The sequence below is a fragment of the Roseibium aquae genome (assembly GCF_008711285.1).
GTDB lineage: Bacteria > Pseudomonadota > Alphaproteobacteria > Rhizobiales > Stappiaceae > Roseibium > Roseibium aquae.
The window spans coordinates 380059-400138 of the sequence record NZ_VXDC01000002.1; the positions used below are offsets into that span (position 1 = coordinate 380059).

The 20080-nt window shown below is 60.3% G+C and carries 18 protein-coding genes; 13 read left to right on the forward strand and 5 right to left on the reverse strand.

The window, feature by feature from the left end; translation table 11 throughout:
* Window positions 1-44 precede the first annotated feature (44 nt).
* The gene (locus F0184_RS05500) at window positions 45-4850 is read right to left on the reverse strand and encodes an NAD-glutamate dehydrogenase (RefSeq protein WP_150495142.1); all 4806 of its coding nucleotides are present in this window, start codon (window positions 4848-4850) and stop codon (window positions 45-47) included.
* A 125-nt stretch (window positions 4851-4975) separates the two neighbouring features.
* Here F0184_RS05500 and F0184_RS05505 point away from each other — a divergent pair, with 125 nt between their 5' ends.
* From F0184_RS05505 to leuD, 3 genes are all read left to right on the forward strand, one after another.
* Window positions 4976-5542, forward strand: coding sequence for a peroxidase-related enzyme (locus F0184_RS05505; RefSeq protein ID WP_150495143.1), 567 nt, complete (start codon window positions 4976-4978; stop codon window positions 5540-5542).
* Window positions 5543-5640: 98 nt separating this feature from the next.
* Window positions 5641-6591, forward strand: coding sequence for an N-acetyl-gamma-glutamyl-phosphate reductase (gene argC, locus F0184_RS05510; RefSeq protein ID WP_150495144.1), 951 nt, complete (start codon window positions 5641-5643; stop codon window positions 6589-6591).
* Window positions 6592-6627: 36 nt separating this feature from the next.
* Window positions 6628-7233, forward strand: a complete 606-nt coding sequence (leuD, locus tag F0184_RS05515; RefSeq protein ID WP_150495145.1) for a 3-isopropylmalate dehydratase small subunit — start codon at window positions 6628-6630, stop codon at window positions 7231-7233.
* Between the two features lie 9 nt (window positions 7234-7242).
* On the opposite strand, the gene F0184_RS05520 is transcribed toward leuD, so the two are convergent.
* The gene (locus F0184_RS05520) at window positions 7243-7746 is read right to left on the reverse strand and encodes a Crp/Fnr family transcriptional regulator (RefSeq protein ID WP_150495146.1); all 504 of its coding nucleotides are present in this window, start codon (window positions 7744-7746) and stop codon (window positions 7243-7245) included.
* A gap of 24 nt (window positions 7747-7770) precedes the next feature.
* The gene (locus F0184_RS05525) at window positions 7771-8454 is read right to left on the reverse strand and encodes a response regulator transcription factor (RefSeq protein ID WP_150495147.1); all 684 of its coding nucleotides are present in this window, start codon (window positions 8452-8454) and stop codon (window positions 7771-7773) included.
* A gap of 210 nt (window positions 8455-8664) precedes the next feature.
* On the opposite strand from F0184_RS05525, the gene F0184_RS05530 reads away from it, so the two are divergent.
* The 7 genes from F0184_RS05530 to F0184_RS05560 all read left to right on the forward strand — a co-directional run bounded on the left by F0184_RS05530 (window position 8665) and on the right by F0184_RS05560 (window position 15068).
* A complete protein-coding gene (locus tag F0184_RS05530) occupies window positions 8665-9189 on the forward strand; it encodes a L,D-transpeptidase family protein (protein WP_150495148.1) in 525 nt (174 codons plus the stop codon).
* A gap of 179 nt (window positions 9190-9368) precedes the next feature.
* On the forward strand, window positions 9369-10277 hold the full coding sequence (gene dapF / locus F0184_RS05535) for a diaminopimelate epimerase (RefSeq protein WP_150495149.1): 909 nt from the start codon (window positions 9369-9371) through the stop codon (window positions 10275-10277).
* The gene (gene mtaB, locus F0184_RS05540; RefSeq protein WP_150495150.1) at window positions 10274-11542 is read left to right on the forward strand and encodes a tRNA (N(6)-L-threonylcarbamoyladenosine(37)-C(2))-methylthiotransferase MtaB; all 1269 of its coding nucleotides are present in this window, start codon (window positions 10274-10276) and stop codon (window positions 11540-11542) included. The genes dapF and mtaB overlap by 4 nt, the downstream gene beginning before the upstream one ends.
* Window positions 11543-11580: 38 nt before the next feature.
* Window positions 11581-12933: a signal recognition particle-docking protein FtsY gene (gene ftsY, locus F0184_RS05545; RefSeq protein WP_150495151.1), complete on the forward strand. Its 1353-nt coding sequence runs from the start codon at window positions 11581-11583 to the stop codon at window positions 12931-12933.
* 275 nt (window positions 12934-13208) lie between these two features.
* Window positions 13209-13637, forward strand: coding sequence for a hypothetical protein (locus F0184_RS05550; protein ID WP_150495152.1), 429 nt, complete (start codon window positions 13209-13211; stop codon window positions 13635-13637).
* A gap of 128 nt (window positions 13638-13765) precedes the next feature.
* The gene (locus tag F0184_RS05555; protein WP_244298973.1) at window positions 13766-14752 is read left to right on the forward strand and encodes a sodium-dependent bicarbonate transport family permease; all 987 of its coding nucleotides are present in this window, start codon (window positions 13766-13768) and stop codon (window positions 14750-14752) included.
* A gap of 4 nt (window positions 14753-14756) precedes the next feature.
* Window positions 14757-15068, forward strand: coding sequence for a DUF190 domain-containing protein (locus F0184_RS05560; RefSeq protein WP_150495154.1), 312 nt, complete (start codon window positions 14757-14759; stop codon window positions 15066-15068).
* 177 nt (window positions 15069-15245) lie between these two features.
* Here the strand turns inward: F0184_RS05560 and F0184_RS05565 are convergent, their stop codons facing one another.
* Window positions 15246-16139 (reverse strand): DMT family transporter, encoded by an 894-nt coding sequence (locus F0184_RS05565; protein ID WP_150495155.1) that lies wholly within the window; start codon window positions 16137-16139, stop codon window positions 15246-15248.
* 175 nt (window positions 16140-16314) lie between these two features.
* Complete coding sequence (locus F0184_RS05570; RefSeq protein WP_150495156.1) at window positions 16315-17349, reverse strand: aspartate-semialdehyde dehydrogenase; 1035 nt, start codon at window positions 17347-17349, stop codon at window positions 16315-16317.
* Between the two features lie 411 nt (window positions 17350-17760).
* On the opposite strand from F0184_RS05570, the gene F0184_RS05575 reads away from it, so the two are divergent.
* The 3 genes from F0184_RS05575 to F0184_RS21060 all read left to right on the forward strand — a co-directional run bounded on the left by F0184_RS05575 (window position 17761) and on the right by F0184_RS21060 (window position 20000).
* Window positions 17761-18120 (forward strand): ArsR/SmtB family transcription factor, encoded by a 360-nt coding sequence (locus F0184_RS05575; protein ID WP_150495157.1) that lies wholly within the window; start codon window positions 17761-17763, stop codon window positions 18118-18120.
* On the forward strand, window positions 18113-18643 hold the full coding sequence (locus F0184_RS05580; protein ID WP_150495158.1) for an arsenate reductase ArsC: 531 nt from the start codon (window positions 18113-18115) through the stop codon (window positions 18641-18643). Before F0184_RS05575 ends, F0184_RS05580 begins: the two co-directional genes overlap by 8 nt.
* 202 nt (window positions 18644-18845) lie before the next feature.
* Window positions 18846-20000, forward strand: coding sequence for a hypothetical protein (locus tag F0184_RS21060; RefSeq protein ID WP_308809948.1), 1155 nt, complete (start codon window positions 18846-18848; stop codon window positions 19998-20000).
* Window positions 20001-20080 lie beyond the last annotated feature (80 nt).

Below are 20080 nucleotides of genomic sequence, written 5' to 3' on the forward strand. Positions count from 1 at the left end.
CGGGTGTTCCGGGCCCGGTGCTCGGGCCCGGCGTCCTGTCCGTTTCAGCGGGTCGCTTCGGCCAGCAGGCTTGCGGCAACCGAAAATTTCGAGACGCTGAGATCTCCGTCGAGGATTTCCTTCACGGTTCGGGTGGTGCGCTCAACTGTCCGCTCATGGGCCGCCAGCCAGCGCTCGAAACCGCCCGCTTTGATCGCCTGCGAACAGACATCCCGGTGAGCCGCGACAAGGGTTGCCTTGGCCCGGTCAAGCGCCAATCCGTCATAGTAGTCCCGGATCTCGAAGCGCTCGGCGAGTTGATGCATGGAATCAATGCTGAAAAACGCCGCGACTTCGAAAAAGGCCTGCGCGGTCTTCAGAAGGTCGGCTTGGGTTTCCTCGGCAACCATGATGATGTCCGGGATCGCGGTCTCCGCCGGCAGCCACGCCAGCCGGTGCGCCAAGGCTTCTGGGACACCGGCCTCGACATACCGGTCGCGCACCTGAACAAGTTCTCCGGTTTGGTCAGGGTTCATGGCATCGGACAGGTGATCCCGCAAATTGATGATCCCGCCCCGGAATCGATCGACGACGGACGCAATCCCCTGTTCGAAAGAGACATTTCGCTTGAACCAGACCACGCGCTGCAACAACAGGTCCTGAACCCGGCAATAGAGCTCGAGCTGAAGTGCTCCGTCGATCTTCGTATCCAGAAGGTCGATCTCGCCATTCAGGTCGGTCAGGTCGAAGCTGTTGCGCACGGCGACGAAACACTGGGCGATGTCCGTTGTCGTTGCTCCGGTCTGATCCAACAGACGCGTGAGGAAGGTTGGTCCGCCGCGGTTAATCATGGAATTGGCCAGCATCGTCGCGATGATTTCCCTGCGCAGACGGTGCCCTTCGATTTCGTCGCGATAGGTTTCCGCCATCTGGTCCGGGAAATACCGGAACAGTTCGCGGCCGAGATAGGTATCATCCGGAACCGTGCTCGCCAGGAGGGCGTCGTAGAGCGTGATCTTGGCATAGGCAAGCAGAACGCCGAGTTCCGCACGGCTCAGCAACTGTCCCGCCTTGCGCATGTCCGTCAGGGCCGCTTCGGAGGGAAGCTGCTCGACCTTGCGGTCCAGGAGACCGGCTGCCTCCAGCTGGCGCATCATTCGGACCTGGAAGCCAAAATCCTCCATCCCGCAGCGTTCTGTCATCGAAAGAGCCAAGGTTTGCAGGTAGTTGTTGCGCAGCACGAGATCGGCGACCTCGTCGGTCATTTCGGCCAGCAAGGCATTGCGGGCGTCAAGATCCAGCTTACCGGACTTGGTCGCCGCGCCGAGCGCGATCTTGATGTTCACTTCCATGTCGGAGGAGTTCACGCCCGCGGAATTGTCGATCGCATCGGAATTGCAGCGCCCGCCGTGCCTGTGGAACTCGATCCGGGCAAGTTGCGTGAGCCCCAGGTTGGCGCCTTCGCCGATCACCTTGGCGCCGACTTCCGGAGCCGTGATGCGGATCGGGTCGTTGGCGCGGTCGCCCGCTTCCGCATCCGTTTCACTGGTGGCCCGGATATAGGTGCCGATTCCGCCGAACCAGAGCAGGTCCACCTTCATGCGAAGGATCGCCATCATCAGTTCCTGCGGGGTCGCGCTTTTCCTGGTGAGCCCGAGCAGCGCCTGCATTTGCGGCGATACGGGGATGGACTTCGCGGCCCTGGAGAAAACCCCGCCGCCTTCTGAAATCAGGCTGGCGTCGTAGTCCTTCCAGGACGAGCGGCCCATCTCGAACAGGCGCTTGCGTTCCACCCAGGATTTCGCCGGATCGGGATCCGGATCAATGAAAATGTCCCGGTGATCGAACGCGGCAACGAGTTTTGTGGCCTTGGACAAAAGCATGCCGTTGCCGAAGACATCGCCGGACATATCGCCGACACCGGCTGCCGTGAACGGTTGCGTTTGAATGTCCCGGTTCATTTCCCTGAAATGGCGTTTTACCGCCTCCCAGCCACCGCGCGCGGTGATCCCCATCTTCTTGTGGTCGTACCCGGCTGATCCGCCCGAGGCGAAGGCATCGCCCAGCCAGAAGCCGCGACCCTCGGAAATGCCGTTCGCCGTGTCGGAAAAGGTGGCCGTTCCCTTGTCGGCGGCGACCACAAGATACGGATCGTCGCCGTCGTAGCGCTGAACGGCAGGTGGCGGGACGACAGTGTCTTCTTCCAGGTTGTCGGTCACATCCAGCAGAGCGTTGATGAACACCTTGTAGCTTTCCGTGCCTTCCTGGAACCAGGCTTCGCGATTGCTGATATCCGGCAGGCGTTTGGGCACGAAACCACCCTTCGCCCCGACCGGAACGATCACCGCGTTTTTCACTTGCTGGGCTTTGACCAGTCCCAGAACCTCCGTCCGGAAGTCCTGGGGCCTGTCTGACCACCGCAACCCGCCCCGCGCGACCATGCCGAAGCGCAAGTGAACGCCTTCCACGCGCGGGCTGTAGACAAAGATTTCCCGGAAAGGTTTGGGGTCCGGGAGATCCTCGATTTTGCGGGATTCGATCTTGAAGGCGAATGTCGGTTTGGGGTGACCCGTCCCGTCGAGTTGGAAGAAGTTGGTCCTTAGTATGCAATCGATGGTGTTCTGAAACCGGCGCAGGATCCGGTCATCGTCGAGGCTTGCCACCTCTTCCAGCGCGCTCTGCAACTCATTTTCCAGACGCGCGGTCCCGAGGTCCCGATCAGCTTGGGACATGGACGGATCGAACCGCAAATGGAACAGCTCCGCCAGTTTTGCGGTGATCTGCGGGTAGTTGCCGAGCGTCGACCACATGTAATCCTCGGAAAAGCGGATCCCGGCCTGACGCAGATATTTGGAGAGCGCGCGGATCGCTGCGATGTCGCGCCACGCCAGGCCTGCCGTCATCACCAGGCCGTTGTAGCCGTCATTTTCCGCATGGCCGAGCCAAACGGCCATGAACAAGCCCTCCAGACGCTCCTTCACCGCGTCATCGAAATCGATCACGTTCCCGTTCCGGTCTTCCAACGTCATTTCGTGGAGGTAGCTCAACGGAAAGTCGGTGGGCGTGATGCGGTAGGTCCGTTCGTTTATGACCCGGAATCCCATGTTTTCCAGGAGCGGCACCCGCGCAGACAAGGGAATCGGCGCGCCGCGGTTGTACACCTTGAGTGACAGGCGCGTATCCTTGGCGCCCGGCGCGCGGAAGAACGTGATCGCCGTTTGCCGCTGTTCCGACAGGGTCTCGATCTTCATGACGTCCGAAAGCGCCGTCTCGGCCGTGTACACCTCCTTGTAGCCGCCATGAAAGGACAGTGCATACCTGTCGGCCAGTTCCCGTGCGGCGACCGGATCGAACCGGTCCTTCAACGCATCGCGCAAGCTGTCCGGCCAGGTCCGAACCATATCCGAAACCGCGCGCTCGAGTTCGTCCTGATCCGCGACCGGCGTCTTGCCCTTGTCCCGGCCGACGATGTAGTGCACTCGGGCCAGCGGCCCCTCGAGATAGGTGACATACCAGGCCGAAAGCCGTCCATCGAACACATTTGCCAGATAGGTTCCGATGTTCAGGCGTACCTCGGTGGTGTAGCGGTCGCGGGGCACGAAACACAGGATCGAGACATAGCGATCGAACTTGTCGGCCCGGTGCAGGACCCGGATCCGCGGGCGCTCGTCCAGTTGAAGGATGGTGATCGCGAAGGAATACAAGGTGTCACGGTCGATCTGGAACAGCTCATCGCGGGGAAAGGCTTCCATGACGTTCGCAAGCGCCCGCCCCGAATGGCTTTCCGTATCGTAGCCGGAACGGGCCATGACACTGGCGACCTTGCGGCGCAGGAACGGGATCTTGCTGGTTGGCTCGGTGTAGGCGGTCGAGGCGAACAGGCCGACGATCCGCAATTCACCGACCATGCGCCCGTCGTCGTCGAAAATCTTGGCGCCGATGTAATCCATGTGAACACGGCGGTGAACGCGGCTTTTCACATTGGCTTTGGCAATGATCAAGGGTTCCGGCTTTTTCAGGAATTCACGGACTTCCGGTGTGATCTGCACGAACTCGTTGCCCCGGCGCAGGACCCGGACGCTCGGGTCGCTCAACAGACCCAGCCCGGTGCCTTCATGCGGCTCCAACTCACCGTCCTCAACATCCCCCTCGAACTTGTACTCGCGCATGCCGAGGAAGATGAAATTGTCATTTTCCATCCACTCCAGAAAATGAATGGCTTCCCAAAGCTCATCATTGCCGTGGTCGATTTCCGCGGTCTTGTAGGCATCGATCGCTTCTGCCATGCGTTCGCGCATCGGTTTGAAGTCCTCGACGGCTGCCCGCACATCCTTCAAGACCGTATCGAGACTGTCGCGCAACGCGGCCCGATCCTTTTCCGCGTCCAAGCATCCGACGTGGATATGAATGAGACTTTCCTGCTGGTCGGTGCGCTTGACGGTTTTTTTACGCTTTACGGCGGACAGCAGCGTTCCGTTCGCGTCGCGCTCGACGACAAAAATGGGGTGGAGCACAAGGTGGACGTCCAGTTTCCGCACTTGGAGTTCATCCATGACCGAATCAACCAGGAACGGCATGTTGTCGTTCACGATTTCGATAACCGTGAGATTGCCGCCTTTGCCGCCCTTGGCTTTCAGCTGCGGATTGAAAACACGAATGCGGTGGATGCCGGGCGTGCGGGACTGAAAATCCTCGAAGGCAAGGTCCGCAAGTTCGGCCAGCTCTTCCGCGCTGTAGGTGACGAGGTCTTCGGCCGCGCCGCGTTCATAGAGCGTTTCGGCAAAATCCCGGACCGCAGTCTTGCTGGTGTCGAACATCGAAATCACATCCGCAATCAGCTTGTGCTTTTGTGGTGCGTGCTTGTCCGGCATTTCCGTCCCCTTTTTGCCTTGTTTGGCCTTTGAATGCGGCTGAAGTCTGTATGCGGTGTGAGAGTACGCGCGAGACTGATAATATCACCTGAAAAACACGATTTTTCATGACGGAAGGACCGGGGATGAGCAAACAACCAACAGCACTGAACCTTGAGCGGCGCCAACCGCTCAGCGACAAGGCCGAGGCCTATTTCGCGCTGTGTGAGGAAAAACTCGGTTTGGTGCCAAATGTGCTCATGGCCTACGCCTTCGATGAAACGAAACTGCGCGCTTTCACTGACATGTACAATGACCTGATGCTTTCGGAAACTGGTCTGAGTAAACTTGAACGCGAAATGATCGCCGTTGCCGTTTCTGCCGTGAATCGTTGCTTTTATTGCTTGACGGCCCACGGCGCCGCCGTGCGTGAGCTGTCCGGCGATCCGCAACTGGGCGAAATGCTGGTCATGAACTATCGGGTCGCGGACCTGCCGCCCCGCCAGCGCGCGATGCTGGACTTTGCGGTCAAGCTCACCGAGGACCCGCAAGCCATGGAAGAAGCCGACCGCGCGGCACTGCGCGTTCAAGGCTTTACGGACCGGGATATTTGGGACATCGCGTCGGTTGCGGCCTTTTTCAACATGACCAACCGGGTGGCCAGTGCCGTCGACATGCGCCCCAATGATGAGTATCACTCAATGGCCCGTTGAGCTTAAGGCGCGGCAGGAAACGATGACAGTCCGCCCGTTTGGGTGTAAATCCAGCGCCTGAACATGTCTGAGGCCGACAAGCGGAGAGGGAGCGGGCCATGGTCGCGCGCGTATTTATCGACGGCGAAGCTGGAACGACGGGTTTGCAGATCCGTGACCGCCTTGCCAGCCGTTCCGATATTGAGCTTCTCTCCATTGCGGAAGACAGGCGAAAGGATCTGAAGGCGCGCGCGGATCTATTGAATGCGGCTGATGTCGCGATCCTTTGCTTGCCGGATGAGGCGGCCCGGGAGAGCGTCTCGCTCATCGAAAACGCGACCACGCGGGTGATCGACGCGTCATCGGCCTATCGGGTCGCCGAGGGCTGGGCCTACGGATTTGCCGAAATGGACGGTTCTCAGGCCGCGACAATTGCCGAAGCCAAGCGCGTGTCCAATCCGGGCTGCTGGCCGCAAGGGGTGATTGCGTGCTTGCGCCCGCTGATTTCCGGTGGCCTGCTGCCGGCGGACTTTCCCGTGACGGTGAACGGCGTTTCCGGCTATTCCGGCGGCGGCAAGGGAATGATCGCGGACTATGAAAGCCAAGGGCCTGCCGCGAATATGTTCGCGCCCTACGCGCTCGGGTTCAATCACAAGCACTTGCCGGAGATGACGGCCTATACCGGGCTCGCTGCAGCGCCCTTGTTCGCGCCGGCGGTCGGAAATTACTACAAGGGCATGCTGACGGCCGTGCCGCTCCGCCTCGACCGCCTGACGGAGGTTCCCACCGGCGCCCAATTGCATGCCGCGATCGCGGACCACTTCGCCGGACAGCGCAACGGGTTTGTCGAGGTCGCGCCGCTTGGTGCAATCGAGCGCAGCGACGACTTGAACCCGCAGGCCTTGAACGGCACCAACCGCTTGCGGTTGCATGTGTTTGCCAATGACGCCCGCGCTCAGGCCCTGTTGATCGCCATTTACGACAATCTGGGAAAGGGCGCCTCCGGAGCGGCCGTTCAAAATCTCAATCTGATGCTGGGCGTCGATCAGACCAAAAGCCTGGCCGCCTGACGCACACAACAACAAGAACGAGGATCACCAATCGCCATGGAAAAATTCACGACGCTCACCGGGGTCGCAGCTCCGATGCCGATCATCAACATCGACACGGACATGATCATCCCCAAGCAGTTTTTGAAAACCATCAAGCGGACTGGGCTTGGGGCTTCGCTGTTTTTCGAGATGCGCTTCAATGACGACGGGTCCGAGAATTCCGAGTTCGTTTTGAACAAACCCGCCTACCGGAACGCCAACATCCTGGTGGCCGGTGACAATTTCGGCTGTGGATCCTCGCGCGAACATGCACCTTGGGCCTTGCTGGACTATGGGATCCGGTGCGTCATCTCCACGAGTTTCGCCGATATTTTCTACAATAACTGTTTCAAGAACGGGATTTTGCCGATCAAGGTCAGCGAGGAGGAACTTGAGAAACTGATGGAGGACGCCGAGCGCGGCTCGAACGCCACGTTGACGGTTGACCTCGAGAGCCAGGTGATCAAGGGACCGGATGGCGGCGAGATCAGGTTCGACATCGATCCGTTCCGCAAGCATTGCCTGCTGAACGGTCTCGACGACATCGGCCTGACCTTGCACAAAGCAGACCAGATCGACGGGTTTGAGGCCAAGCTTGCGAACGAGCGCCCCTGGTCCTGAGGCTCCGCCTCAGTTGTCCTGCGATCCTCGGAGCCCCTTCAGGGTCGCGATCTTTTCCAGTTCGGCCATTTTCCGGCCAATGGGTTCCAGCGCGCGAACGGTCGTCTGATAGCGCTGGGCCTGAACATCGAACAGGCGTCGGGCCAGATCGGGATATTCCTGGATCATTCGCTTGAAGAGCGCGCGCCGGATCCGAATGATCCGCACATCCGTTTGCGCGATAGCGCGGCAGGGGCGCCGGGTGTCCACGAGCATCGCGGTTTCGCCGAGCAGTGTCCCTGGCGCCGCGATATCGACTTCTTCGAAGCCGCCGCCGGTGCGCTTTTGCAAGGATACGGTGCCTTCGGCGACGACCAAGCCGCCGTCGGCACGCTCGCCTTCGTCAAACAGCGTCTGCCCACCGGTGTAGTCCAGGCTTTCCGCGCTGAACGCAAGAAGGCGAAGCTGGTCGTCCTGGAAGTCGGCCAGCATGGGGATGTTCTTGAGAATCGCGATATCCTGGACAAGGCTCATGTCCAAGATGTCGCCTATTTGGGCTTACGGCACAAGCTTGTATCCACCGGCTTCTGTGACAAGAAGCTCCGCGTTCGAGGGATCGCGTTCGATTTTTTGCCGGAGGCGATAGATGTGGGTTTCCAGCGTGTGGGTCGTCACTCCGGAGTTGTAACCCCAAACCTCGTGCAGGAGGATATCCCGTGTGACGGGCCTCTCGCCTGCGCGATACAGGAACTTCAGAATTGACGTTTCCTTTTCCGTCAAGCGGATCTTGCCGCCCTTGTCGTCCTGCATCACCTTGGCGGCCGGGCGGAATGAGTAGCGGCCAATGGCAAAGGTCGCGTCTTCGCTTTGCTCGTGCTGTCGCAGATGTGCCCGGATCCGGGCCAGCAGCACGGCGAATTTGAACGGCTTTGTCACATAGTCGTTCGCGCCCGCTTCAAGGCCAAGAATGGTGTCGCTGTCGCCGTCATGGCCGGTCAGCATGATGATCGGGGCCTTGAAACCGTTCTTGCGCAACAGTTTCACGGCCTCGCGCCCGTCAATGTCTGGAAGGCCGACATCCATGAGCAGCACATCGACATGTTCGTCCTTGGCCATGCTGATGCCATTGGCCGCCGAATCCGCCTGCATGGTCTCGAATTCATCGTAGAGCGAAAGCTGTTCAACCAGCGCTTCGCGCAGTTCATTGTCATCATCAACAATCAGGATGGTGCGGGCGGTCATGCCAGGTGTCCTCGCCAAATCACTTCTTGCAACAGCCGCCGGAGCGGACTGAATACACATGGGGCCTATCACGTCTGTGTGCGAGGGAAATTTTCGCCATACAAGCGGCACAACGTCAATTCTGCTTCACGCGGGAGTTAGCGGCGGTTTATCAATGGGTTCCGTGGCCCGTCATATAGGTGGCTCACGGCAAACGCAGGTAAAGCAAAGATGACTGATTTGATAGAGGTTCGCGCTCTTTCCGGGCGCCGAACCCGGGGGGTCGTAGGCGTGGGGCCGATCACGTTCCCGTGTGCGCTGGGCCGGTCCGGTATCACCCGGTTCAAGCGCGAGGGCGACGGCGCGACGCCGGCCGGGAGTTTTCCGCTCCTGTCCGTTTTTTACCGCGCCGACCGCGGGCCTCATCCTCGGACCCGCCTGCCCATCGATCCGATCCAGTCCGACGACGGCTGGTGCGACGATCCTGGCCATCCGCGTTACAATCGTCTGGTCCGACTTCCCTTCCCGGCGAGTCACGAGGTCATGTGGCGGGAAGATCGTCTCTACGACATCGTGGTGGTGCTCGGCTGCAATTATGCGCCCGCTGTCAAAGGACGCGGCAGCGCCATCTTCTTTCACATCGCGCGCGAAGGTTATCAGCCGACGGAGGGCTGCGTGGCCGTTGCGCCCGCCCACATGCGGCTTGTCCTGGAAGCTGTCCGGCCGGGCGCGGTCATGCGAATAGGCGCGTCTTGACGTGGGCGCATGGCTGTTCTGAAGGAGCGCTCTGGCACCGTACTCTGGTATTTTGGCGAGGTTTCCGCCATATAGGGCCGGTCGGGCGCCCTTCCCGCCGTGGAGCGGTGACGAAGACCACGATCGCACATCGCTGTCGGCGTGCGCCTCAGAACCTCAAAACCTATTGATATAACGACATGAGCACCGCGCGCAGACCCTTTTTGAAGATGAATGGCCTTGGCAACGATTTCGTCGTGTGGGATGCGCGGGACGTGCCGCTGACCTTGCCTGTCGAGCAGATCGCGTCTTTGGGCGACCGGAATACCGGTATCGGTTTCGATCAGATGATCACCGTCGAACGCTCCGGTGTTGGCGCAGATGCCTTCATGCGCATTCACAATCGCGACGGCAGCCAGGTGGATGCGTGCGGCAATGCCACGCGCTGCGTCGGCCGTTTGCTCATGGAAGAAAACGGCCTCGAAGCGGCAACCATCGAGACGCGGGCCGGCCTCTTGCATGCCTTCCGGACCGGCGCGCCCCAGACGATCACCGTGGACATGGGCAAGCCTCGGCTTGCCTGGGACCAGATCCCGTTGGCGGAAGAATTTCATGACACCCGCGCCATCGAGTTGCAGATCGGCCCGATTGACGCGCCTTGCCTGCATACGCCGGCGGCCGTCTCCATGGGCAATCCGCATGCGATCTTCTGGGTGAAGGATGTCGAGGCCTATGATCTGGGCACGATCGGGCCGCTTCTGGAGCATCATCCCGTGTTTCCCGAAGGCGCCAACATTTCTCTGGCTCATGTCTTCGCGCCGAACGAAATCCGGGTGAAGGTCTGGGAGCGCGGCGCCGGTGTGACGCGGGCCTGCGGCACCGCAGCCTGCGCCGTCGCGGTCGCGGCGGCCCGTGACAGAAAGGCCGGGCGGACGTCCACCATCCATCTTCCGGGCGGGGCGTTGACCATCGAATGGCGGGAAAAGGACGATCACGTTCTGATGACGGGCCTTACGGAAATCGAGTTCGAAGGCGAGGTCGATCTGGACACGTTGACCTGGGAAAAGACGCAGGCAGGCGACGCGTCAATCGCGGGAGCTGCCGAATGAGCATTGAAGTTATCACTTTCGGCTGCCGGCTCAATGCCTATGAGTCGGAAGTCATGAAGCGGGAAGCGGAGGCCGGTGGCCTGAAGGATGCGATCCTGATCAACACCTGCGCTGTCACCAATGAGGCCGTCCGTCAGGCGCGCCAGGCCGTGCGCAAGGCCAAGCGTGACAACCCGAACGCCAAGGTGATCGTGACTGGCTGCGCAGCCCAGACGGAGGCCGAGACCTTTTCCACCATGGACGAAGTGGATCTGGTTCTTGGCAACACGGAAAAGCTTCAGCGCAAGGCTTATCAGGAGGTGGCGGCCTTCGGCATAGACGAGACCGAAAAGGTCCGCGTCAACGACATCATGAGTGTGACCGAGACCGCCGGCCATCTGATCGATGGCCTTGAGGGCCGGGCACGGGCTTTCGTTCAGGTGCAAAACGGCTGCGATCACCGCTGCACCTTCTGCATCATTCCTTATGGCCGGGGAAACTCCAGGTCCGTGCCCATGGGCGTCGTGATCGACCAGATCACCCGGCTGGTCGCAAACGGCTACAATGAAATCGTGCTGACCGGCGTCGATATCACCTCGTATGGTGCCGATCTGCCCGGTACGCCCCGGCTTGGCACGCTGACCGCAAAGATCCTTAAGCTCGTGCCCGATCTCAAGCGCCTGCGTCTGTCCTCCATCGATTCCATCGAAGCGGACGGGGATCTGATGCGGGTCATCGCCGAGGACGAGCGGTTGATGCCGCATTTCCACCTGTCGCTGCAGGCTGGGGACGACATGATCCTCAAGCGGATGAAACGCCGTCACCTGCGCGCGGACACCATTCAGTTTTGCGAGGATGTCCGCCGCTTGCGGCCCGATGTGGTGTTCGGCGCCGACATTATCGCCGGGTTTCCGACCGAAACGGAGGAGATGTTCCTGAACTCATTGAACATCGTCGATGAGTGCGGCCTGACGCATCTTCATGTGTTTCCCTTCTCACCGCGCCCGGGCACTCCGGCGGCGCGCATGCCCCTGCTCGACCGGGCCCTTGTCAAGGAACGGGGTGCGAGGCTTCGGGCCAAGGGCGAGGAAGTGCTCGTCAAACACCTTCAGGGCGAGATCGGTCATACGCGCGCGGTCCTCATCGAGAAGGAAGGCCTCGGCCGGACCGAGCAGTTCACGCAGGTTGAAGTGTCCGGCGGGGTGGCCGGCCAGATTGCGGAAACGCGTATTTCCGGGCATACCGGGCGCCATCTGATGGGCGACATTCTTTCCAAGGCGGCGTAAGGTCGCCCCAAGACCACCGGCAGAATCAGGGCAGGTTCATGAGCGAAAAAAAGCGCGGGTTTTTCGGGCGTCTCTTCGGCGGAAAGGAGAGCGGACCGGAGGAAGAGGACGCGCGCGCGGACGAAACGCTCACCCGGCCGGATGAAGAGCTTCAGCGGGAAGACAAAGCTGATACGCTTGAACCACGCCCTAACGGTGAGGCTGATCCTGCCCGTGTTGCTGATGATGTTGCCGCCGCTGAAGCCGTTGGAGCCGAAGTAACCGAGCCCGAAAACCGGCGCTTTGACAACGAGCCTGCCGACGCAGACGCAGCGCCTGCGCCCGTGCTTCAGGATTCGGCCGGAGCCGAGACCTTTGAACCGGTTGCAGAACCGGAAGACCCCGCACCGGCGGACCTGGCGCCTGCCTCAATCCCATCCCCATCTCTATCTCCATCTCCAGCCGCTGCCGCTGCCGAAGATCCGGTGGGTGAAAAGGTCTCCTGGTTCCAGAAGCTGAAGCGGGGCCTGTCTCGCTCGTCCTCCGCGCTGACCGACGGCATTACGTCGATCTTCACCAAGCGAAAGTTGGACGCCTCAATGCTCGAAGAGCTGGAGGATATACTGATCCAGGCCGACCTGGGCGTCGACACGGCCATGGCGATCACGGACCGCCTGTCCGACGGGCGCTACAACAAGGAAATTTCGCCGGAAGAAGTCCGGGCCGTTTTGTCCGAGGAAGTCGAGAAGGTTCTAACGCCCGTCGCGGAGCCGCTCAATCTGGATCGGGGCAAGAAGCCCCACGTGGTTCTGATGGTCGGCGTGAATGGCACGGGCAAGACGACGACCATCGGCAAGCTCAGCCAGAAACTGAGCGCGGAGGGCAAGACCGTCATGCTGGCGGCGGGCGACACGTTCCGCGCGGCCGCGGTGGAGCAGCTGAGGATCTGGGGCGAGCGCACAGGCGCGGAGGTGATTGCCCGGGACACTGGGGCCGATGCCGCCGGCCTTGCCTTCGATGCCATGAAGGAAGCCACAGAGAAGGGCGTCGATGTCCTGTTGATCGACACAGCGGGCCGTCTTCAGAACAAGGCGGAGTTGATGGAGGAGCTGAAAAAGGTCATTCGCGTCATCAAAAAGCATGATCCGGACGCACCCCATGACGTGCTCCTCACGCTCGACGCCACCACAGGCCAGAATGCGCTGAATCAGGTCGAGATCTTCGGCAATGTGGCGGGGGTGACAGGCCTTGTGATGACCAAGCTCGATGGTACGGCTCGCGGCGGTATTCTGGTGGCCATTGCCGCGAAATACGGACTTCCCGTGCATTTCATTGGCGTCGGCGAGGGGGTCGGCGACCTGGAACCTTTCTCCGCCAAGGATTTTGCCAATGCAATCGCCGGCCTGGCTTGACGGTTCCACCTCTGAGCCGGGCCACTTGGCGACACTATCCGGCACGTGACTGCGGGATTGCCGCATGAGCGTATGTCTTAACCGCCATGCCGCCGTCAAACACCCGTCAATCGAATGATGCGCGATCAATCTCGATCACTGCGCCCCCGTGACCATTGTCATGTCATAGCGGGACGGGAATTAACCTTACGTAAAGCTTTGTTAACTTTTCCTCGCAAACCTGTTTCGATAGGCTGCCAGAAGGCGGCTTTGGACACCAAGGCCAGGAGGGCCAAATGTCATCCACTATTGAACGGCCACCCGCGGCCAGTTTGGTGGCGCACGCGACAGAGTATCCGGCGGATCGCGAAAACCGTGAACGGGACGATCATCGGCGGCAAAACAGCGAATCCGAGACATCATCGCGGCCGGAGGCCGGCGATCCGCAGGAACAGGATCCCGCGGTCGTCGTCGACACCCATCATTACGAATCTCACGTTCTGGATGGGGTAAGCGCCTACCAGGCAGCCGCGCATCATGCATTGGACAAGGCAGCCCATGCGAGCGCTGACGCCCATCCTGTCCCGGTACACCGGGCAGTCTATGGTCCGGGTCTGTTGGACCCGGGGCCCCAAGGCCGCGGGCGCATTGTGCCAGAAACGATCCGCCATGCTTATGAAGATCACGAGCCGGAGCCGCCGCACCAAGTGAATATGGCCACCTGACGCCTCAGCCATGAACCGGCTTGGCACTTGACGGGCGGCGAATATGGGCCGAAACACGAACGGAACTGAATGCCGGTTGGGCTCTGGCCCTTGCAATGTTGCCCCGGCCAGGGGAAGGGGTCTGTTCCGTGCTCGAGACCATTCTTGGCCTTGCGGCCGACAATTTGCTGTCGCCGATCATCCTGTTTTTCGTGCTCGGCCTTGCCGCGGCCATGTTGCGGTCGGACCTGAGTGTGCCGGAAGCCATCGCCAAGGGCCTGTCGATCTATCTGTTGTTTGCAATCGGCTACAAGGGTGGTGTCGCCGTGAGCGATCACGGGATCGACGCAACCTTGCTCATGACCTTGACCGCCGGGATCGTGCTGTCCTTCGTCCTTCCCCTCATTGCCTTCGCGCTTTTGGGCGTGATGACCCGCTTGAACAGGACGGATGCCGCCGCGGTTGCGGGCCACTACGGGTCGATTTCCATCGTTACCTTTGTCGCCGCGACCTCAATCCTGAAGAGTCAGGGGATCTTGAGCGAGGGGTACATGGTGGCCGTTGCCGCCGCAATGGAAGCGCCGGCGATCTTGTCCGCGCTCTGGCTCGCCTCCCGCGGCGGGGGAAATGTCGCCGACAGCTCCGAGCGGGAGGGGCTGTTGCGTGAAATCCTGCTCAACGGTTCCATTGTTCTTTTGGTCGGTTCCTTTCTGATCGGTCTGGTGACCGGCAAGGAGGGGCTCGCCGAAATCGAGAGCTTCATTGTCGCGCCCTTCAAGGGTGTTCTTTGCCTGTTCCTGCTGGATATGGGACTGGTGGCCGGTCGGGGGTTGCGGAATAGCCGGGGCACGTTGACGGCGGGTCTCATCTCGTTCGGCATCGTGATGCCTGTCCTCAGCAGCTTGCTTGGCCTTGCTGCCGGCCTGCTGGTCGGGCTTTCCACCGGCGGTGTCATGCTATTGATGACCCTTTCGGCCTCCGCCTCCTACATTGCCGTTCCCGCGGCCATGCGGGTCGCCTTGCCGCAGGCCAACCCTTCCGTTTATCTCACCATGTCGCTGGGCGTGACCTTTCCCTTCAACCTCACGCTCGGCATACCGCTCTATTTGAGCCTGGCCTCGTTTTTTGGGAATTGATGCCATGGAAACCAACACGGCCAAACGGGTTGAAATTATCATCGAGGCGCCGATGGAAGAGCGCCTGACCAGCGCGCTGGAAAGGGCCGGTGTCAAGGGTTTCACAGTCCTGCCGGTCCTGGGAGGAACCGGGCGCTCGGGCCGTTGGAGCCGGGAAGGGCAGGTCTCGCGGGCGGGAGGCATGGTCGCCGTTATCTGCATCATTCGCGAGGAACGGCTTCACGACTTGTTGGAAGCGGCGTTCAAGGTGGTGAAAAACCATATCGGGGTCGTCAGCGTCACCGACTGTCAAGTTCTCAGAGCTGAGCGGTTTTAATCCGGCGCAGGCTTGGAGCTGTTTTTGCCGGTGAGGCTGGAGGCTACCGTTTCAACCTGACCGGAACTTGCTCTGGACGCTCGTTCCGCGAGGTTTCCGAACCCCTGTCGTGCGCGCGTCAGGGCCGGTTCTGTTTCGCCGCGGTTCTGGCGCTGCAATGAATCGTGTCGAGAATTCTCAGACGGCGAACAGCAAGGCACTGCCAACAAGAACAAGCCCGGCACCGACCCAGGCGCCAGGGGCCGGCATCTCCTTCGTGCGCCACCAGATGAGTGGCAGCAAAATGGCGGGCGTAGTCGCTGAAAGCGTGGCGACAACACCAACTTCGCCTCCGGACAAGGCGAACAACAAGAGCGTCATGCCCACGCCCATGCCCAAAAAACCGGACAGGCCCACGATACCGGCAAGCTTGAGCGTTACGGGACCCGCAGGTTTGAACTGCCTGTGCGGCACCAGAAACAAGAGCCAGAGGCAGAGGGCGGCTGTACCAACCCGAATTGCGGAGGCGGCGATCGGGTCGGTTCCCGTTTCCATGACCGGGCGGGCAATCAGCGAACCGGCCGACTGGGACAGGGCCGCGATCAGACCGATGGCAATTCCGATCCATAGCGGTCCTTTGACGTTCTCCCACTGGTGCAACTGGGATTTGCGCTTGCCGAACCGGATGGCGAGGATCACTCCCGCAAAGGTGACAAGAATACCCGCGATCTGGAGGGGGGTTAGGGTTTCCCGCAGAAACACGAAACCGAGAATGGCGGATATCGGTGCGTTCAGTGAAAACACCATAGCTGTTCGGCGGGGGCCGAGCCGGTTCAGCGTCAGAAACAACGCCGTATCGCCCAGGAAAATTCCAATCAGCCCGGACAGGGCAAGGGGCAGGGCGATGTCCCGTGGAAGCGCATCCAAACCGGTGACCGTTGCGACGTAGAGCGCAAGCACAATGAACACGAGGCTCATGCGCAGGCGGTTGAAGGCCAGCGCGCCGAGCGCGGCGGAGGGTCCGGCCGAAATCAGTCCGGTGAGTGCCCAGCATGTTGCGGCGCCCAGCGCTGCGGCTTCATAAAGCATCATGGTGCATCCCGGCGGTCACCGGACAGGAGGAGAAGGGGGGACGCGCGTGTCGGCGCGCATCTCCTGGCAAGCTTTTTCGGGCGCTTCCGACCACTTGGAGCCGGCAAATGTGTTCCAACGGCCATGGGCTTACGGCGCAAGCCGTTGCCGGCTTGCCGCCCGCTGATCCCGACCGTCAGGCAGCCTGTTTCTTCGGCTGGATCAGGCCCCGGTTCACCAAAACCTCGGCGATCTGAACCGTGTTGAGCGCCGCGCCCTTGCGCAAGTTGTCGGAGACCACCCACATGTTAAGACCGTTTTCAACGGTTGCGTCTTCGCGGATGCGGGAGATGTAGGTCGCATCCTCACCGGCGCTTTCATAGGGTGTGATGTAGCCGCCATCTTCATGCTTGTCGATCACCAGGCACCCCGGTGCTTCGCGCAGAATGTCCCGGGCCTGGTCCGCCGTGATCGGCTTTTCGAACTCGATGTTCACGCTCTCCGAATGGCCGATGAACACGGGGACGCGGACAGCCGTGCAGGTGACCTTGATCTTGGGATCGAGTATCTTCTTGGTTTCGGCTAGGACTTTCCACTCTTCCTTGGTGTAGCCGTCTTCCATAAAACTGTCGATGTGCGGGATCAGGTTGAAAGCGATCCGCTTGGTGAATTTGCTCGGTTCGATGGGGTCGTTCACGAATACGGCACGGGTCTGGTTGAACAGCTCTTCCATGGCTTCCTTGCCGCCGCCGGACACGGACTGATAGGTCGAAACGACCACACGCTTGATCCTGGCCACATCATGCAGAGGCTTCAGGGCAACAACCAGTTGGGCTGTGGAGCAGTTCGGGTTGGCAATGATGTTCTTCTTTGAAAAGCCCTTGATGGCGTCGGCGTTCACTTCCGGCACTATCAGCGGGACGTCCGCGTCGTAACGCCAGGCGGACGAATTGTCGATCACGACACAGCCTTTTGCGGCGATCCTTGGAGACCAATCCTTCGACACGGTGCCGCCTGCGGACATCAGGCAAATATCGGTATCGGAAAAATCATAGTTTTCCATCGCCTGCACTTTCAGGGTCTTGTCTCCAAAAGAGACGTCGGTGCCCTGCGAGCGGCGCGAGGCAAGTGCCACGACTTCGTCAGCGGGAAAACCGCGTTCCGCAAGAATATCCAGCATTTCGCGGCCGACGTTTCCAGTCGCCCCTGCAACAGCGATCTTATAACCCATGTGTCCTGATCCTTATCCCTCTCCCCGCTGAGCTCCTGGCTGCGAAACCTTTGCAGCCGGGCCTTTGGCACCCCCCGTCCCCGGGGAGTTCGGGACGAGCGGCACCGTTAAGCGGTGGTCTTGGTGGTGGTCGTGCGTTTGCGTGTTGCCGGCAACTGGACGCGCATGCCCGTTACCGCCGTGGCGGTTGAGATGGCCGTTTTTTCAACGGCAGACAGGGCAGCAGCAAGGCAGGACATTTCACACGCGGATTTGCATTGAAACTGGGCGCCACCTTTTGCCCCAAAGACCGGCAGAGTCAAGCGCCTGTCGTTCTCTCCTCATTGCAATTTCATTTACTTGGATGCGCGGCGCTGGGTTGGACTGGAGATCCGCTGTTGAATGTATCAATAAATCATGATATCAAAAATTATGGATGTAAAAGATGCATTGTTGGCGTTTGCCGCTCTTAGTCAACGCACCCGTCTCGACGTTGTGCGCCTGCTTATCAAGGCCGGGCCCGATGGCATGAGTGCCGGTCAGATCGGCGAAGCTCTGGGTGTCCGGCAGAACACAATGTCCGCGAACCTGGCCGTTCTTTTGAACGCCGGGTTGGTGAAGAACGAACGCGACGGCCGCTCTATCCGCTACTTCGCGGATTTGTCCGGCGTGAGTGGTCTTTTGTCATTCCTGATGTCCGACTGCTGTGGTGGAAAGCCCGAACTCTGCCGCCAGGTTATTTCCCAGATCACCTGTCACCCTGAATATCACCGGAGAGAACTCCATGTCTGACAATGCATACAATGTTCTGTTCTTGTGCACCGGAAACTCCGCCCGGTCGATCATGGCCGAGGCCATCTTGAATCGGCTGGGAAACGGACGTTTCAAGGCCTATTCAGCTGGGTCCGCGCCGGCTGGAGCCGTCAATCCACACGCCCTTCGAGTGTTGGAAACGGGAAACTTCAAGACCGAGTTTGCGCGTTCCAAGAGTTGGGACGAGTTTGCCGAACCCGGCGCGCCCGTGATGGATTTCGTCTTCACCGTCTGTGATCAGGCCGCTCAGGAAAGCTGCCCGGTCTGGCCGGGGCAGCCCATGACCGCGCATTGGGGTGTGGCTGATCCTGTTCGGGCCGAAGGCAATGAAACCGAAAAGCAGCTGGCGTTCGCCGAAGCCTTCAGAATGCTGAACAACCGGATTTCGATCTTCGTCAGCCTGCCACTTTCATCTCTTGATAAACTGTCCTTACAGAAAAAGCTCGACGACATCGGCCGGGACGTCGCGGACGCACCGAAGGGTGAGCCCGCCGGCGCTTGAGAAGTGAGTAAAGGGCGTACATCGCGGCCTCTGCGGGCCTACGGGCTGTTGCCGCAGACGGAGGCCGCGATCGCGCCTTTGAGCCGGCAAACCTTCATCAAATATTCAATCAACTGTCACCCAACCTCCACAGGCCGCCCCTAGCGTTTCGCCGCGTAATCGCGAATTTTGGCGAGATGAACAGGGAAACAGCATTAACAGCTTGCGCAAACAATTTTTGGCGGGCGTAAGCCTGGCCGTTGCGCTCGGTATGGGTGGGGCGGCCGCACAGGCGTCCTCATTTTTCGAGCGGATCAATTCCTATCCGGTCTACAAGACGCTGCCGTCTGGAGCCGACCGTTCGACCGAAACCGTAGCGGAGATCATCGCCGCCTCTAAGGATGGCCGAACACTCGCATTCACCGACAGTCCCGGCGATGCCATCGTGTTTGTCAATGCGGCGAACCCGATCAATCTTCAGCCGATCGGCCGCGCGGGTCTCGGCGGGGAGCCGACCTCCGTTGCCTTCGGCGCGCGTGCTGCCTATGCCGGTGTAAACACCAGCGAGGATTTCATCAACGCATCCGGTCATCTGGCCGTCATCGATCCTGAAACACTTCAGGTCTCCGCAACCTGCGACACGCAGGGACAACCCGATGCCGTTGCCATTTCCAACGACGGCCGGTTTGTTGCCGTTGCTATTGAAAACGAGCGGGACGAAGACCTGAACGACGGTGTCATTCCGCAAATGCCAGCCGGTCATCTTGCCGTGTTTGATCTGGACGGAGAAGGGCAAGTCACCAATTGCGACAGCGTTCGCATTGTTGACCTGACGGGGCTTGCAGAGGTTGCCGGCTCGGACCCGGAGCCCGAATTCGTCTCGATCAACAGTGCCAACGAAGCTGTCGTCACGATGCAGGAAAACAACCACCTGGCCATCGTTGATCTGGCGACCGGTGCAGTTACCGCGCATTTCTCCGCAGGTGCCGTCAGCGTCGAAAACATTCCTGTCATCGAAGCCGATTCAAGTGACGCATCCGGATCTATTGCCGATGTCCCCCGGGAACCCGATGCGGTGGCCTGGATCGACAATGACCGGTTCGTGACGGCCAACGAAGGCGACTACGAGGGCGGGTCGCGCGGGTTCACCATCTGGAGCAAAGCCGGCGAAGTTCTCTTCGACAGCGGCGCGCAGATGGAACATATCGGCATGTCCCACGGCCACTACCCGGCCAAGCGCGCCGACAACAAGGGCACAGAGCCGGAAGGCGTTGCCATTGGCGACTTCGGCGGGGAAACGCTGATTTTCGTGAATTCCGAGCGCGGCAATTTCGTCGCCGTCTATCGCGACACCGGTGGTGAGCCCGAGTTCGTTTAGGTCCTGCCAACCCATGTCGGGCCCGAAGGCCTGCTGACAATCCCGCAGCGCGATCTGTTCGTCGTCGCCAATGAAGTCGA